We start from the raw sequence: 14,566 nt of genomic DNA on the forward strand, positions 1-14,566 counted from the left end.
TAAAGTATAAATTGGAAAACAAATTTACATTACTAGGAGTTGCTAGTATTTGGGATGAACGAAAAGGTTTAGAATACTTTTTAAAATTATCAAAAATGATCTCAACTAATGAATATATTATTTTAATCGGCTTAACAGAGAAACAACAAAAAAACTTGCCCTTAAATATAATAGGCATAGACAAAACTAATAATATCGAGCAGTTAGCGGAAATATATTCTGCAGCTGATGTTTTTGTGAATCCAACCCTTGAAGATAATTTTCCCACAACTTTCATCGATAGATTCAATACTTCCACCAGTATTAAAAGTCACTACTGGAGTTCCACAGGCTAATGCTTCAATATTTGTTGTGGGAAAGTAGTAGATAAAGGTGATTCAGTAAAATTATTCAAGAGTATTAAAGAAGCTAAAGAACTTAAGAGAACTGCATGTCGCCAAAGATCACTAAAATACGAAAAGAAAACACAGTATAAGAAGTACCTTGAGATATATATAGGTGAATTAGATGAAAAATATTAATATAGTTAATTATGTGAAATACAGTGAATTATTCTTACGAAAAACTAACTGAAAAAATGTTTAGATATCTCTAAATGATATTATATAAATTATACTTTTAATTAAAATTCTTATTAGGATGTGAAAAAGTGAAGGTATTACATCTATGTTTATGTGGTCCCTATAATGAATATTGGGGTTATCAAGACAATTTAATTCCGAAATTCAATGTAAAAGACGGGCATGAAGTGACAGTGATAACTACAATTTTGACAGATAGTGTCAATAGAGTAGGGTACGATAAAGTTGTTGCAGGTGAATGTAATTTAACTACGGGTGAAAAATTAATAAGAATTAATTTCTTATATAGTAATAAAATAATCGAGAAATTAAGACTGTATAAAGGTTTGTATAATAAAATTAACGAGGAGAATCCTGATTTTATCTTTATGCACGGTATTCAATTTTTAGATATGAGATTAGTCAAAAAATATGTAAAAAATAATCCTGACGTATTTTTAGTGGCAGATAACCATGCTTCTTATGAAAATAGTGCTCAAAATTTTTTTTCGAAGAACATACTTCACAAGTTTATTTGGAAATATTCAGTGAAAGGTATTTTCCCATATATAAAAAAAATATATATGATTGCTCCAGGTTGTAAAAAATTTGCCGAAGAAATTTATGGAATCCCAGCGTATAAATCCCAATACTTGTATTTGGGAGCTGATACAGAAATGATTAACTTCTCTCAGCGAGAAAATACAAGGAGAATAATCCGCAAAAAGCTAGGCATTGGAATTAAAGACTTTGTAATAATTACAGGTGGAAAGTTAAGTGAAGGGAAAAATACTAAAATGCTAGTAGAAGCCTTCATGAAATTACCCGATTTGAACCTCAAATTAATAATTTTTGGAACTTTTTCTGAAGATATTAGAGAGAATATGCTCTCTCTAATTGAAGGAGATAAAAGAATAATTTATTTAGGCTGGATAAAAGGAAATAATGTTTATGATTATTATCATGCTTCTGATCTCGGTATATTCCCTGGAACAAAATCTGCCTTGTGGGAACAAGTTATATGTTCAGGCATACCGATAGTGTGTAAAAAGTGGGAAGGTATGGAATACGTTGACGTAGGTGGGAATTGTAGGTTTCTAACTGAAGGTACCTCCGATGAAATAGTGAGAGAAATTTGTTTACTTAAAGAAAATCCTGAAATATTAAAAAATATGAGGATGATTGCAGAAACTAAAGGGTTCGAAGCATTCTCTTATGAAACTATAGCAAGACAGGCTATAAAAACAAATTAGATTTTTAATGAGGTTAACTAAATGTTGAAATACTTATTTTTACTTGGAATAATGGGCGAGTGGGTATTTTTTTTATTTCTATCGCTGTTTAGGCTTGAATATGCAGGTGCTCAAAATTCAAACTTGTATACATATTTTTGGATTTTAATATTTTCTGCTACTACAATTGCATTGATTGTTTATCTTCTAAATTATATAAAGAAAGGTACTTTCCCAAAATTCTTCATTTTAAAAGTAAGTCCTATAATTTTTGTGATTTTACTATATCTTATTAGCTTTTTACTAAACGGTTTTGATAATAATGCAAATGGTTATTATGCTAGTATATTTTTTGCCATGTGCATTCCAGCTTATTTAATTGGTTTGATTTGCACAAGTCTCAGCAAGGAAAACCAACTTATTAATATAGTAGTTAACTTTGTTCTGCTAGGAAGTATAATTCTAATCTTGAGCTTAGTGAGGCTAATTACAGGAGGGGGGGCGAATGACTCTTTAGATACTATAGGCGGAGTGGGGCGCCTTGGTATCGGGTATTTAGCGACTCACTTTTTCATAGTTACGTTTTACCTCTTTTTATTTAGTAACAAACTTTCAGATGTATTCAAGTCTACTTTAAAGCCCAATAATCGCTGGTTGTGGTTTATATATTTATTATTGGCAATTCAGTTAGCAACAGTTATTTTTTCTGGCTCAAGAGGTCCTTTATTGAACTTAGTAATAATTTCTATCGTAATGGTTATTACAAAAGTTTTCCAAAAAAATATAATTGAATCTATTAAGAAAATAGCTGTGTTAATTATACTAGCATTTTCATTTTTTTTACTTTACAACATTTTTGGGTCCAATTATTTTTCAACAAGTACTGAAAGAACCTTGACGCTTTTTCAATTAAATGAATCTAATTGGGCGGGTGGAAGTGGTAGAGAGAGTATATATCCATTAGCACTAAAGATGTTCGAGGAAAAACCAATTTTCGGATATGGCCCATTAGGTTTTCTCAGTGAGAGTAATTTGCAAATGCATCCACATAATTTAATTCTAGAAGGTTTAGTGGATTATGGAATAGTTGGAGCAGTATTTATAGTTATATTTCTATTTTATATCCTTAAAAGATATTCGAATGCAATTAAGTCAAATGTAAATATCTTATTAATATTCTTCCTTTTTATAAGCACATTACTGGAACTTCAAGTGAGCGGAACTTTTATGGCACATGCTCGTTTTTGGTTTTTTATTGGCTTAAGTATTGGATTTACTAATAGAAAAGACAATAAAATTGAGAGAGTATAAATTGATATTTGTATTAGTGGAGTTTAATCTATGAAAATAAAAAACAATTTTTTTTCAGATATAACCTTAAATATAATTGCTGCTGGTCTAGTAGCGGTAATTTCACAATTCGTTGTATATCCATTACTTGGTAAAGAATTATCGACTGAGTATTTTGGCGAGCTTCTTATTATGATGTCTGTAGTAAATATAGTGGCTATTCTTTTAGGAAATTCCTTAAATAATATTAGATTGATATATAACAGTGAGTATATTAATGAAAAAGTATCTGGTGATTTTTCTGTTCTGTTACTACTCGCTCTTGTACTTAACGTTGTATTGGTTTCTGCAATTACATTTGGGTTGTGGCCAGATAAGCCTTTAATGAACAACTTAATATTGGTTGTAGTATCTGTATTTACAATGCTTAGATCATACTTAGGTGTAGAGTATCGTCTTAATTTAAATTATAAAAAAATTCTTATGCATAGTGTTGTTTATAGCACAGCTCTCTCATTAGGAACTCTAATATTATTTTTAACAGAAATATGGCCGCTGATTTTCCTTGTTGGTGAACTCACTTCTTTTATATATTTATATTTCACTACTAACTTATTAAAGGAAAGATTTTCAACAACGTATAAGTTTAAAAGGACTTTGAAACAATATTCATTATTGAGTTTATCCAGTTTAATAGGGAATGTTTTACTCTATTTAGACAGAATAATTATTTTCCCTTTTTTAGGAGCACATTCGGTAGCAGTTTTTTTTGCTGCCACTGTGATAGGGAAAATGTCTAGTTTTATAATATCTCCTATTTCTGGTGTTATTCTTAGCTACCTGTCTAATAAAACTACAAAAATGAGTCTGAAGAAATTCAATTTAATAAATTTGCTGATGCTATTTCTAAGTTTTCTGATAGCAATTAGTACATCTTTTATATCCAGTCCTCTTTTAAAAATTCTTTATCCAAATGTATATCTTGAAACTTTAGAGATACTATTACTGGCAAATTTAGCTGTAATACTACAAATAAGTTCTTCGATTCCTCAAACAATTCTTTTGAAGTACAGTAGTTCTTCTTTTCAAGTAGTTATTCAAGTTATATATGGCATTACTTATATAACTGGCGGTATATTTTTAATTGGGGAAGCGGGATTAAAGGGCTTTTGTATTGCTGCAATACTAGCTGCACTAATAAAGTATTTAACATTAATTGTTATTGGTACAAGAACCTTAAATAGAAAATAATAATAGAATTTCAAAAATAGGAGGACTTTAATTGAATTTCGCAATTATAGGATGCGGATTTATCGCAAAAAAACACGCTTTAGCAATAAATAATATACCAAATGCTAACTTAATTGCAGTATGCGACAGAGTGTCTTCATCAATGGATTTCTACGCACAGGAATATGGAGCGAAAACTTACTTAGAATCTAAAGAAATGCTTAAAGATCCGTTGATTGATGTTGTTTGTATTTGTACACCAAGTGGACTACATGTTCAAATTGCTGAAGAAGTTGCGGCTGCCAAAAAACACATCGTAATGGAAAAACCAATTGCGATGACAATTGAAGAAACAGATCGGATTATGTATGCGTCCAAATTGAATGGAGTGAAACTAACTGTTGTACATCCTAATCGATTTAGGACGGTAGTTCAGGAAACGAAAAAAATTCTTGATCAAAATCTATTGGGGAAAATAAGCCATACTAATTGTTTGGTTAATTGGAATAGGGGGCAGGAATACTATGATCAATCTCCATGGCGAGGAACAAAAGCGCATGACGGTGGAGTTTTGATGAATCAAGCTATTCATAACTTGGATTTGCTTCTGTGGTTTATGGGTGATCCTGTTGAAGTTTTTAGTTTAGAAGCTACACGTTTACGAGATATCGAAGCTGAAGATGTATCTACAGGAGTCATTCGATTTGAAAATGGATCTTTAGCAAATGTACAAGCTTCTACTACTGTTTATTCTAAAAATTTCGAAGAATCTATAACTATTTTTGGAGAAAAAGGAACAATCAAAATTGGTGGAACCAATGCATTACATTTCGAGAAAATAGATGTTCAAAGTCTTGATAACCTTGCTATACAAGATATAGTAAGACGTGTAGAAGAAAATCCGTGGGGAACTTCAGGACATCAAAAAATTATTGAAGAGATGATTTTTGCTATACAAAACAATACAGCGCCAGCAGTAACTGGAGAAGATGGAAGACAAGTTTTGAAATTGGTTTTAGCATTCTATGAATCTTCAGCGTCTAAAAAACTTATATCTATCTAAGTAAAAAAGAGGGAGCTAATAAATGAATACACTAGAGCAATTAGAATCATTAATTATAAATAAACTAAATACTAAAGAAGCAACTATCGGAGTTGTTGGACTAGGTTATGTTGGTTTACCATTAGCTGTTGAAAAAGCTAAAGCAGGTTTCAATGTAATTGGCTTTGATGTACAAGAAGAAAAAGTCCAAAGTGTAAATAAAGGTATTAATTACATTGGAGATGTGTTACCAACGGATTTGGAGTCTTTGGTGTCTTCTGGAAAGTTAAAAGCTACATCTGATTATTCTTTTATAAAAGAAGTAGATGCAGTAGCAATTTGTGTACCAACTCCGTTGGATATTTATAAACAACCAAATATGTCTTATGTAGAAAGTTCTGCTAAAGCAATTGCTGCTAATTTTACTGAAGGAACATTAATTGTTTTAGAAAGTACTACATACCCTGGAACTACTGAAGAACTAATTAAACCCATACTGGAAGAATCAGGAATGATCTGTGGGGAAGATTTTTTCTTAGCTTACTCACCTGAACGAGTTGACCCTGGAAATAAAGATTTTAATACGAAGAACACACCGAAAGTAGTAGGAGGGATAACTGATAACTGTACGAAGGTAGCAGCTGCTATGTATAGAGCTGTACTTGAGGGTGACGTTCATGAGGTTTCAAGCCCAGCTGTAGCAGAAATGGAAAAATTGTTAGAAAACACTTTTAGAAATATTAATGTAGCGTTAGCAAATGAGATGGCCATTTTATGTCATAAGATGGGGATAGATGTATGGGAAGTAATTGATGCGGCAGCAACTAAACCATATGGATTTATGCCATTTTATCCTGGACCAGGATTAGGTGGACACTGCATACCGATTGATCCATGGTACTTAACATGGAAAGCACGTGAATATAATTATCATACTAAATTAATTGAAACTGCCGGTGAGATTAATGACAGTATGCCTGACTTTGTTTTACAGCGCAGTGCAGATATTTTGAATAGACAGGGAAAAGCATTAAACGGATCGAAAATTTTAGTTCTAGGAGTAGCTTATAAAAAAGATATTGATGACTACAGAGAGTCACCTGTATTACCGATTTTAGATAGGTTAATAAATTCGGGTTCAGATTGGGCAGCAGTTGATCCTTATATTCCGGAATTTAAGTTACAAGGTAAATTAGTTAAGACAATTAAGTTAAATAATGAGAATTTGAAAGAAGCAGATTTGATAATAATTGCTACTAATCATAGTACTTTTGACTATGAATTAATCTTAGCATCAAATACTGTCATATTAGATACAAGAAACTCTTATGGAAACTTAATAAAAGAACAATATTATAAATTGTAATATTAATAAGTAGGAGAATGTAATTATGAATCCATATATTCACGAAAGTAGCTATATAGATAATAATGTAGAAATAGGTAAAAATACAAAAATATGGCATTTTAGTCATGTTCATAGTGGAGCTAAAATAGGTGAAAATTGTTCATTAGGTCAAAATGTAAATATCTCCAATAACGTTTTAATAGGTAATGGGGTAAAAATACAAAACAATGTTTCTGTATATGAAGGGGTTGAATTAGAAGATTACGTTTTTTGTGGACCTTCAATGGTTTTTACTAATGACTTAACACCTAGATCCAAATATCCTAAAGGAAAAGAAGGATATAAAAATACCTTAGTCAAATATGGTGCATCCATAGGAGCTAATGCAACTATAGTATGTGGAAATGTTATTGGAAAATGGGCAATGATTGCATCTGGTGCAGTTGTAACAAAAAAAGTTCCTGATCATGCCCTTATGGCTGGAATACCTGCAAAACAAAGAGGTTGGGTATGCGAGTGCGGTAATTTGCTGAAACAAAATTTGTCTTGTACTGAATGCAATAGAGAGTACCTAACTTCAGAAACAGGATTAATAGAAATTTGACGGAGGTGTCAAAATGGAATTTAGAGACCTGAAAAGTCAGTATAAAATATACAAAACTGAAATCGATGATTCTATACAAACTGTACTAAATACCGGTAATTTTATTGGTGGGTCAGAAATCGGGGAATTAGAAACTAAATTAAGTAAATATGTAGGGGTAAAACATTGTATAACATGTGCTAATGGTACTGAGGCTATGACATTATTGATGATGGCTTGGGGAATAAAAGAAGGTGATGCTGTATTTGTTCCTGATTTTACATTTTTCTCAACTGGAGAAATCGTTTCATTCAAAGGTGCTACACCGGTATTTGTTGATGTGGAACGGGACACATATAATATGGATCCTACCAAGTTGGAGAAAGCAATTCAAAAAGTAATAAAAGAAGGTATTTTAATACCAAAAGTAATCATTCCAGTAGATTTATTCGGCTTACCTGCTAATTACTCAGAAATTATGCCTATTGCTAAAAAATACAATTTAAAGGTACTTGAAGACGGCGCTCAAGGTTTTGGTGGTAGTATCAATGATAAAAAAGCCTGTAGTTTTGGTGATGCCGCAACAACTTCTTTTTTCCCTGCAAAACCTCTAGGCTGCTATGGCGATGGAGGGGCTATTTTTACAAAAGATGATAATTTAGCAAAATTAATTAAATCACTGAAGGTACATGGCAAAGGAGAAAATAAGTATGACAACGTAAGAATAGGAGTCAATTCAAGGTTAGATACTATTCAGGCGGCGGTTTTATTAGTAAAACTAAAAGCATTTGAGAATCATGAGGTAGACGATGTTAACCGTGTTGCAGAAATTTATAATTTGAATTTAAAAGGAATCGTAGAAATACCGCTAATTCCTAATGGATATCGTTCAAGTTATGCGCAATATACCATAAAATTAAAGGATAAAAAGCAACGTAATAGATTACAAGCTATTTTAAAAGAGAATGATATTCCAAGTATGGTTTATTATAATAAACCAATGCATAAACAAGGAGCATTTTCAAAAATTACCGGGGTAGAAGAAGAATATACCATCACTGATGAATTGTGCGATATAGTGTTGTCATTGCCGATGCATCCTTATTTACAAGATAAAGAAGTTGAGGGTATTTGTGAAATTATTAGAAGATGTATTAGCTTGAAATAATAAAGTACAATTTAATCGTAGTATTTTTTATAAAGAGGGGGGACTATAATCTAGATGGAGTTTACTCATAAGTCTTATAAGAAAATGTTAGATCTTTTAATTCAAAAAGGCTATAAGTTTTGTTCGTATTCTACAAAAGAAACAGAAGAAAAGTGTGTAATTTTAAGGCATGATGTAGATTTTTCTGTTGAAAAAGCTTTAGAGATGGCAATAATGGAGAATGAAAAAAATGTAAAATCAACATACTTTTTCTTGATATCAACCAACTTTTATAATGTTTTCTCAAAAGAATCTTTAGAAATGATAATGAGGATAATATTATTAGGTCATGAAATAGGATTGCATTTTGATGAGAAAAAATATAATACTGAGAACCTAGAAGATATGAAAAAACATGTTGCTAAAGAGGTAGATATCTTAAGTGAACTGATAAATAGAAAAGTTAATGTTATTTCTATGCACCGTCCATCTAAATTATTTTTAAAGCAAGATGTTAAATTCGACGGTTTAATAAACTCATATTCTTCAGAGTTCTTTAATGATATGAAATACATTTCAGATTCTAGAATGAACTGGAGAGAAAATCCAATAGCTGCGATTGATGCACAAATGAATAAAAAATTACATATTCTTACACATCCGTTTTGGTATTCTGTGGAAAACGAATCTATGGAATTTAAGTTAAAAAGGTTTTTACGTGAAGCTGTAACCGAAAGATATCATTTTTTGGAAGATAATTTTCGGGAATTAAATAAAGCTATTACTATAGAGGACGTGCTTGTAGAATGAACATTAAAAGTATAAAAAGTCTTTTGAAGAATAAAAATATAGATTTTGCATATAAAGGAAATGAGCAGCTTGAAATAAAAGGATATACTTCAGTCGACAAAGTAAGGTCAAATACTATTACCTGGCTAAAAAATATAGATAAGATTGATGTGGACTTAATTAAACAAGTTGACGAGCTATTGGTTGTATCTAATGAGTTAAATATATATGAAGAAATTAAAAACGTTAATTTTATCTTTTGTGAAAGCCCGAAAGAAGTATTTTTCACTATTTTAAATGAATTTTTTAATGAAGAGCTTCAAAGTGAATTCAAAGGTTCGAGTTCTGTTATAGAAGCGACTCGAATAGGAAACAATGTCTATATCGGCCATCATTGTTACATTGGATCAGAGGTAATAATAAAGGATAATGTGAAAATAAAAAACAATGTATCTATTGAAGGGAAAGTCGTGATTGGAGAAAATTCTGTAATTTCATCAGGGGTGGTTATTGGGACTGATGGATATGGATATTTTCAAAATGCAGAAGGAATAAATATAAAAGTTCCTCATTTTGGTGGAGTAATAATTGGTAAAAATGTAGAAATAGGGGCTAATACTTGTATAGATAGAGGTACTTTAAACGATACAATAGTTGGTGATAACACTAAAATTGATAATTTATGTCATATTGCACATAATGTAATTATAGAAGAAAATGTTAGCATAATTGCACAATCAATGATTGCGGGAAGTGTGCTATTAAAAAAGAATTCATATGTAGCTCCCTCTTCTTCCATACTGAATCAAATCATCATTGGAGAAAACAGTTTAGTGGGGCTAGGTTCAGTAGTATTAAAAGACGTTGAAGATAATGTTGTAGTTGCGGGTGTACCAGGGAAAATCATTAAAAAACGTTAAAAATTTGCATATTTACTAGGTTAAACATAGAAAAGAATTTTATTATAAAAAATTTGTATCGAGAATTGAATGATTTCTATAATATTATGTTAATTAAAATTAATTTAATACAGAAAGAATTTGACAGAAGACGAGACCGTCAATAATTATGTGTAAATAAGTAAATCCTTTTCTTGTATGTATATCGATTAGGCTTGCTTGAACATCTCAGTCAGCTCTGCACGAGCTTGATCGAATCCGATATGGCAACGGGTGGGGAAGTTCCGGTTATAGATTTCGAACTGGGAAATCAGGAAGCGATCCAAGGAATCTTCGTTCGGAAATTGCTCCTTGCGCTTGCTGTATTTCTTTACGTTCTTGTTGAACGATTCGATCAGGTTCGTTGAATAGATGCTTCGCCAAATGGATTTTGGGAAGCTGTAGAAAGTGAAAATATAGGGATTCGCTTCCAACGATTTCGCCACTTTGGGATAGGCCGTTTTCCATTTATCGACAAAGGCTTTCAACGCTTTTTCACCCAATTCTCGGTTCTCTGCCCGGTAGACCGATTTGAAATCATCCAGAATCTCCTTGCGATCGGTAACGCGAACTTTGTGGCGGATCCCACGCGACAAGTGGACGCAGCACGCCTGATATTGAGCATCGGGAAAGACCGCGAAGATGCGATCGGTGATGCCCTTTAAGCCGTCGGAGATAAACAAAAGCACCTCTTCGACACCGCGCTCTTTCAAGTCCAACAGGACTTCTTCCCAAACGAATGCGGATTCCGTAGGTGCCACTGTATAGGCCAAGACTTCTTTTGAGCCGTCCTCTCGGATGCCAATTGTAATATAGACGGCTTCCTTCGAGACCGTGTCGCGCTTGAGGTCAATGTAAGTTGCATCCAGATAAACACACGCGTAACGCTGTTCTAACGGACGAGATTTAAACGCCTCGACCTGTTCGCTCATGACTTTCGTCATATTGGAAATGGTTTGTGGCGTGTAATGATGGCCGTACATTTTCTCGATCAGGTCCGAAATCTCGGACATGGTCACGCCTTTTTGGAACATATGAATAACGAAGGCTTCCAGCGTATCGTTTGAGCGCTTATATGGAGCGACCGTCTGTTGGTTGAATTCGCCGTTCCGGTCCCGTGGCATCGAAAGCTCTAAATCCCCATACTCCGTATGGAGTGTCCGCGTGTAGACACCATTGCGTGAGTTGCCGGAATTAAACCCGATGCGGTCGTATTTTTCGTAATCCAGGAACGCTGTTAGTTCCGTTTGAAGAAGTGTATTCACCGCCGTCTCCAAATGTTTGCGAAAAACTTCGGAGATGTCTTCTTTTTTTACTAGAGCTTGCATAATATCTGTTGTAAACTGAGTCATAGGGAAGGCCTCTTTTCTGTGAATTGGTTGTGGTGACTTAATTCTACAAGAAAAGGTCTTCCTTTTTCTATTTATTCATTTACACAAGATATTTTACGCTCTCCAGAAGACAGCTATTTTTTGTGTAATGTTTTTATCATTTATAAATGAAAAAGAATTTTTGGTTGATTATCCTATTTGTATCTCCCTAAAATGGTTATTAATATCTGTAATCACTTTCGAGTCTTATATCTCATAATCGTATGTTGTATTTTGAAAAATTTAGTGACTTTATCCATATAATTACATTAACCTTTTTATTTGAAGCACATTGCCGGTCAATATTGTAAATATAATAAAAAAATTGATTGAGTAGGGGCTATTCTATGACTATAAAAAAAGCGGTTATACCAGCAGCAGGCTTAGGAACCCGATTTCTCCCCGCGACGAAAGCAATGCCAAAAGAAATGCTTCCGATCGTTGATAAGCCGACCATTCAATACATCGTCGAAGAAGCGATTGCTTCCGGAATTGAAGATATTATTATTGTAACAGGCAAAAACAAACGCTCTATTGAAGATCATTTCGATCATGCATTTGAACTTGAAGATACATTGATGAAAAAAGGGAAATTGGATATGCTCGATTCCGTACTCCAAACATCGAATGTAGAAATCCATTATATCCGCCAAAAGCAGCCGCTTGGCCTCGGTCATGCAATCTGGTCTGCGCGCAAGTTCATCGGTGACGAACCATTCGCAGTATTGCTTGGTGATGATATCGTAGAACACTCTGAGCCGTGCCTAGCTCAATTGATGAACCAGTATGAACAAACTCAAAACAGCATTATCGGCGTTCAACAAGTAGCAGAGGAACAAACAAATCGCTACGGTATTATCGATCCAATTTCTATTAATAATAAGCTGATTGCAGTAAACAAATTTGTAGAGAAACCTGCACTAGGTACAGCCCCGTCAAACTACGCTATCATGGGACGGTATGTATTAACACCAGAAATCTTCCAGTTCTTAGAGAAGCATGAGCTTGGGGCTGGTGGAGAAATCCAATTAACGGATGCCATTCAACAACTGAACGAAAAACAAGCAGTATATGCGTATGAGTTTGAAGGCCGACGTTTTGATGTTGGAGAAAAATTTGGCTTTATTGAAACGACAATTGAATTTGCATTGCAGCGTCCAGAATTGAGAGATCAATTGCTGGAGTTATTCGAGAAGAAGCTGGAAGAATCATATGTAAAAAAAGGAGAATAAAATGACGATTTTAGTATGTGGTGGTGCTGGTTATATCGGCAGTCACACCGTAAAAGAACTGACAAATAACTACGATATCGTCATTTTGGATAACTTAACTACTGGTTATCCTTTTTTGTTAAATGACAAAGTTATCTTTGAACAAGGAGATTTGGGAGATCCGACTGTGTTAGATCGCATTTTTGTGAAATACAATATTGATGCGGTCTTCCATTTTGCGGCAAATAGCTTGGTTGGCGAGTCTGTTCAAAATCCTCTAAAGTACTATAACAATAATGTCAGTGCTACGATTACTCTCTTAGATAAGGTGGTTGAGTATGGAGTGGATAAATTCATTTTCTCATCAACTGCTGCTACTTATGGTATTCCAGAAACTGATTTAATTACAGAGGATACAGCTACCAATCCGATCAATCCCTACGGCAAATCGAAACTGATGATCGAGGATATCTTGTCTGACATTTCAGATGTACATAATTTAGAGTACGTAGTATTACGCTATTTCAATGCAGCTGGAGCCCATGAGTCAGCAGAAATTGGAGAGAGTCATGATCCAGAAACGCATTTAATTCCAATCGTCTTGCAGCACTTGCTCGGAGAGCGTGAGCAAATTTCTGTGTATGGTACGGATTACGATACGCCAGACGGGACATGTGTAAGAGACTATATCCATGTTACTGACTTAGCTAATGCGCATATCTTAGCTTACGAAGGTCTGGTTAATAAAGAAGTGGCTAATGAAGTATTTAATCTAGGAAACGGCGCTGGCTATTCAGTGAAAGAAATTATCGAAGTATGTGAAAAAGTCTCTGGAAAATCAGCTGTTATCGAATACGCTGATCGCCGGCCAGGGGATCCTGCAACTCTGGTGGCCTCTTCTAAGAAAATTGAAGAGAAGCTTGGTTGGAAACCTCAGTTTGATTTGGAAGAGATTATTGGCAGTGCTTGGAGATGGCATTCGAAAGAAACTAAATAAATTTTTTGCAGGTCAGAGGCACCGGTTCATTGAATCGGTGTCTCTTTTTGTTAATTAGAAATGGATGATATTCTCAAGAATTTCTTTAAAATTCCGTTTGTCAATTTAAGCTAGACAGATCGATGCCATTCAGGTGACTCAAAAATGCTTCCAAGGGTGTTGTAACCGTCAAGTAGAATTCAACACTTTTCCCCAATTAAGATTCAACTGTTAATGACGCCTGATTTTGTCTAGAAACTGACGGTTCTTTTTGTCCCAAACCTGACGGTTTCTTTGGCCAAACGAATAGAGAAAAAACGAGGGAGAACTAAGCTAGTTCTCCCTCGATTACTTTCTTCACCATCCGGTCATCGATGATGCGATTTCCATTTTGTGCTGCGAATAATAGGCAATGCGTCGCCAATTTGTTGATGAGGCGCGAGGCACCACTTGAATAGTTAAACACTTCATCAATCGCAGATTCGCTAAAGATGTCTCGCCCCACTYCYGCATAGGCGAGYTGAWTGGGGAAMATTTTTGGGGGMTCCCRCCTWAACAACGGCCAWWCTAGATCGCCTTCTTCACCGGAGTGAAATTCTTACGTTTGATGAAACGCAAGACAGTATCCGGATGAAATATAGAAAGTCACTATTTGAAAATCCAGGTGTTGAATCTTAATTGGGGAAAAGTGTTGAATTCTACTTGACGGTTACAACACCCTTGGAAGCATTTTTGAGTCACCTGAATGGCATCGATCTGTCTAGCTTAAATTGACAAACGGAATTTTAAAGAAATTCTTGAGAATATCATCCATTTCTAATTAACAAAAAGAGACACCGATTCAATGAAC

The 14,566-nt window shown here is 34.0% G+C and carries 13 protein-coding genes and 2 pseudogenes; 13 read left to right on the forward strand and 2 right to left on the reverse strand.

Features of this window, described 5'->3' with window-relative positions; genetic code table 11:
• Positions 1-11: 11 nt before the first annotated feature.
• A complete protein-coding gene (locus KTG14_RS17905) occupies positions 12-335 on the forward strand; it encodes a glycosyltransferase (protein ID WP_367948946.1) in 324 nt (107 codons plus the stop codon).
• Here the strand turns inward: KTG14_RS17905 and KTG14_RS18075 are convergent.
• Positions 312-377: pseudogene (locus tag KTG14_RS18075) on the reverse strand (hypothetical protein); the annotation flags it as partial. The gene KTG14_RS17905 and the pseudogene KTG14_RS18075 sit on opposite strands and share 24 nt — an antisense overlap.
• Positions 378-649: 272 nt before the next feature.
• Here KTG14_RS18075 and KTG14_RS18080 point away from each other — a divergent pair.
• From KTG14_RS18080 to KTG14_RS17505, 9 genes are read left to right on the forward strand one after another with little or no spacing between them, the layout of a single operon-like run.
• The gene (locus KTG14_RS18080; RefSeq protein ID WP_216972067.1) at positions 650-1,813 is read left to right on the forward strand and encodes a glycosyltransferase family 4 protein; all 1,164 of its coding nucleotides are present in this window, start codon (positions 650-652) and stop codon (positions 1,811-1,813) included.
• Positions 1,814-1,834: 21 nt separating this feature from the next.
• Positions 1,835-3,103 carry an O-antigen ligase family protein gene (locus KTG14_RS17470; protein WP_216972068.1) on the forward strand — a complete coding sequence of 423 codons (1,269 nt, stop codon included), beginning with the start codon at positions 1,835-1,837 and terminating at the stop codon, positions 3,101-3,103.
• Between the two features lie 30 nt (positions 3,104-3,133).
• Positions 3,134-4,333: a lipopolysaccharide biosynthesis protein gene (locus KTG14_RS17475; protein WP_216972069.1), complete on the forward strand. Its 1,200-nt coding sequence runs from the start codon at positions 3,134-3,136 to the stop codon at positions 4,331-4,333.
• A 31-nt stretch (positions 4,334-4,364) separates the two neighbouring features.
• Positions 4,365-5,375 (forward strand): Gfo/Idh/MocA family protein, encoded by a 1,011-nt coding sequence (locus KTG14_RS17480; protein WP_216972070.1) that lies wholly within the window; start codon positions 4,365-4,367, stop codon positions 5,373-5,375.
• Positions 5,376-5,397: 22 nt separating this feature from the next.
• A complete protein-coding gene (locus KTG14_RS17485; RefSeq protein WP_216972071.1) occupies positions 5,398-6,720 on the forward strand; it encodes a nucleotide sugar dehydrogenase in 1,323 nt (440 codons plus the stop codon).
• A gap of 25 nt (positions 6,721-6,745) precedes the next feature.
• Positions 6,746-7,306: an acyltransferase gene (locus KTG14_RS17490; RefSeq protein WP_216972072.1), complete on the forward strand. Its 561-nt coding sequence runs from the start codon at positions 6,746-6,748 to the stop codon at positions 7,304-7,306.
• Between the two features lie 13 nt (positions 7,307-7,319).
• Entirely contained in the window at positions 7,320-8,453 is a 1,134-nt protein-coding gene (locus KTG14_RS17495) for a DegT/DnrJ/EryC1/StrS family aminotransferase (RefSeq protein WP_216972073.1), read from the forward strand.
• 54 nt (positions 8,454-8,507) lie between these two features.
• The gene (locus KTG14_RS17500) at positions 8,508-9,242 is read left to right on the forward strand and encodes a polysaccharide deacetylase family protein (RefSeq protein ID WP_216972074.1); all 735 of its coding nucleotides are present in this window, start codon (positions 8,508-8,510) and stop codon (positions 9,240-9,242) included.
• Positions 9,239-10,141, forward strand: a complete 903-nt coding sequence (locus KTG14_RS17505; protein WP_216972075.1) for a UDP-3-O-(3-hydroxymyristoyl)glucosamine N-acyltransferase — start codon at positions 9,239-9,241, stop codon at positions 10,139-10,141. Before KTG14_RS17500 ends, KTG14_RS17505 begins: the two co-directional genes overlap by 4 nt.
• Positions 10,142-10,329: 188 nt before the next feature.
• On the opposite strand, the gene KTG14_RS17510 is transcribed toward KTG14_RS17505, so the two are convergent.
• Complete coding sequence (locus tag KTG14_RS17510) at positions 10,330-11,511, reverse strand: IS256 family transposase (RefSeq protein ID WP_216972076.1); 1,182 nt, start codon at positions 11,509-11,511, stop codon at positions 10,330-10,332.
• 365 nt (positions 11,512-11,876) lie between these two features.
• On the opposite strand from KTG14_RS17510, the gene galU reads away from it, so the two are divergent.
• The 3 genes and pseudogenes from galU to KTG14_RS18125 form a co-directional block, all read left to right on the forward strand.
• Entirely contained in the window at positions 11,877-12,761 is an 885-nt protein-coding gene (gene galU, locus KTG14_RS17515; protein WP_216972077.1) for a UTP--glucose-1-phosphate uridylyltransferase GalU, read from the forward strand.
• A 1-nt stretch (position 12,762) separates the two neighbouring features.
• A complete protein-coding gene (gene galE / locus KTG14_RS17520) occupies positions 12,763-13,737 on the forward strand; it encodes a UDP-glucose 4-epimerase GalE (protein WP_216972078.1) in 975 nt (324 codons plus the stop codon).
• 504 nt (positions 13,738-14,241) lie between these two features.
• Positions 14,242-14,394, forward strand: a pseudogene (locus tag KTG14_RS18125) (ATP-binding protein); the annotation flags it as partial.
• Between the last annotated feature and the right edge of the window lie 172 nt (positions 14,395-14,566).

This window comes from Planococcus sp. CP5-4_YE, from assembly GCF_019042655.1.
GTDB lineage: Bacteria > Bacillota > Bacilli > Bacillales_A > Planococcaceae > Planococcus.

What these genes read in the sequence shown, in the direction of transcription:
- KTG14_RS17470 (WP_216972068.1), top strand. Translation starts at nt 1,835, where the DNA reads ATGTTGAAATACTTATTTTTACTTGGAATAATGGGCGAGTGGGTATTT.
- KTG14_RS17475 (WP_216972069.1), top strand. Translation starts at nt 3,134, where the DNA reads ATGAAAATAAAAAACAATTTTTTTTCAGATATAACCTTAAATATAATT.
- KTG14_RS17485 (WP_216972071.1), top strand. Translation starts at nt 5,398, where the DNA reads ATGAATACACTAGAGCAATTAGAATCATTAATTATAAATAAACTAAAT.
- KTG14_RS17490 (WP_216972072.1), top strand. Translation starts at nt 6,746, where the DNA reads ATGAATCCATATATTCACGAAAGTAGCTATATAGATAATAATGTAGAA.
- KTG14_RS17495 (WP_216972073.1), top strand. Translation starts at nt 7,320, where the DNA reads ATGGAATTTAGAGACCTGAAAAGTCAGTATAAAATATACAAAACTGAA.
- KTG14_RS17500 (WP_216972074.1), top strand. Translation starts at nt 8,508, where the DNA reads ATGGAGTTTACTCATAAGTCTTATAAGAAAATGTTAGATCTTTTAATT.
- KTG14_RS17505 (WP_216972075.1), top strand. Translation starts at nt 9,239, where the DNA reads ATGAACATTAAAAGTATAAAAAGTCTTTTGAAGAATAAAAATATAGAT.
- KTG14_RS17510 (WP_216972076.1), bottom strand. Translation starts at nt 11,511, where the DNA reads ATGACTCAGTTTACAACAGATATTATGCAAGCTCTAGTAAAAAAAGAA.
- galU (WP_216972077.1), top strand. Translation starts at nt 11,877, where the DNA reads ATGACTATAAAAAAAGCGGTTATACCAGCAGCAGGCTTAGGAACCCGA.
- galE (WP_216972078.1), top strand. Translation starts at nt 12,763, where the DNA reads ATGACGATTTTAGTATGTGGTGGTGCTGGTTATATCGGCAGTCACACC.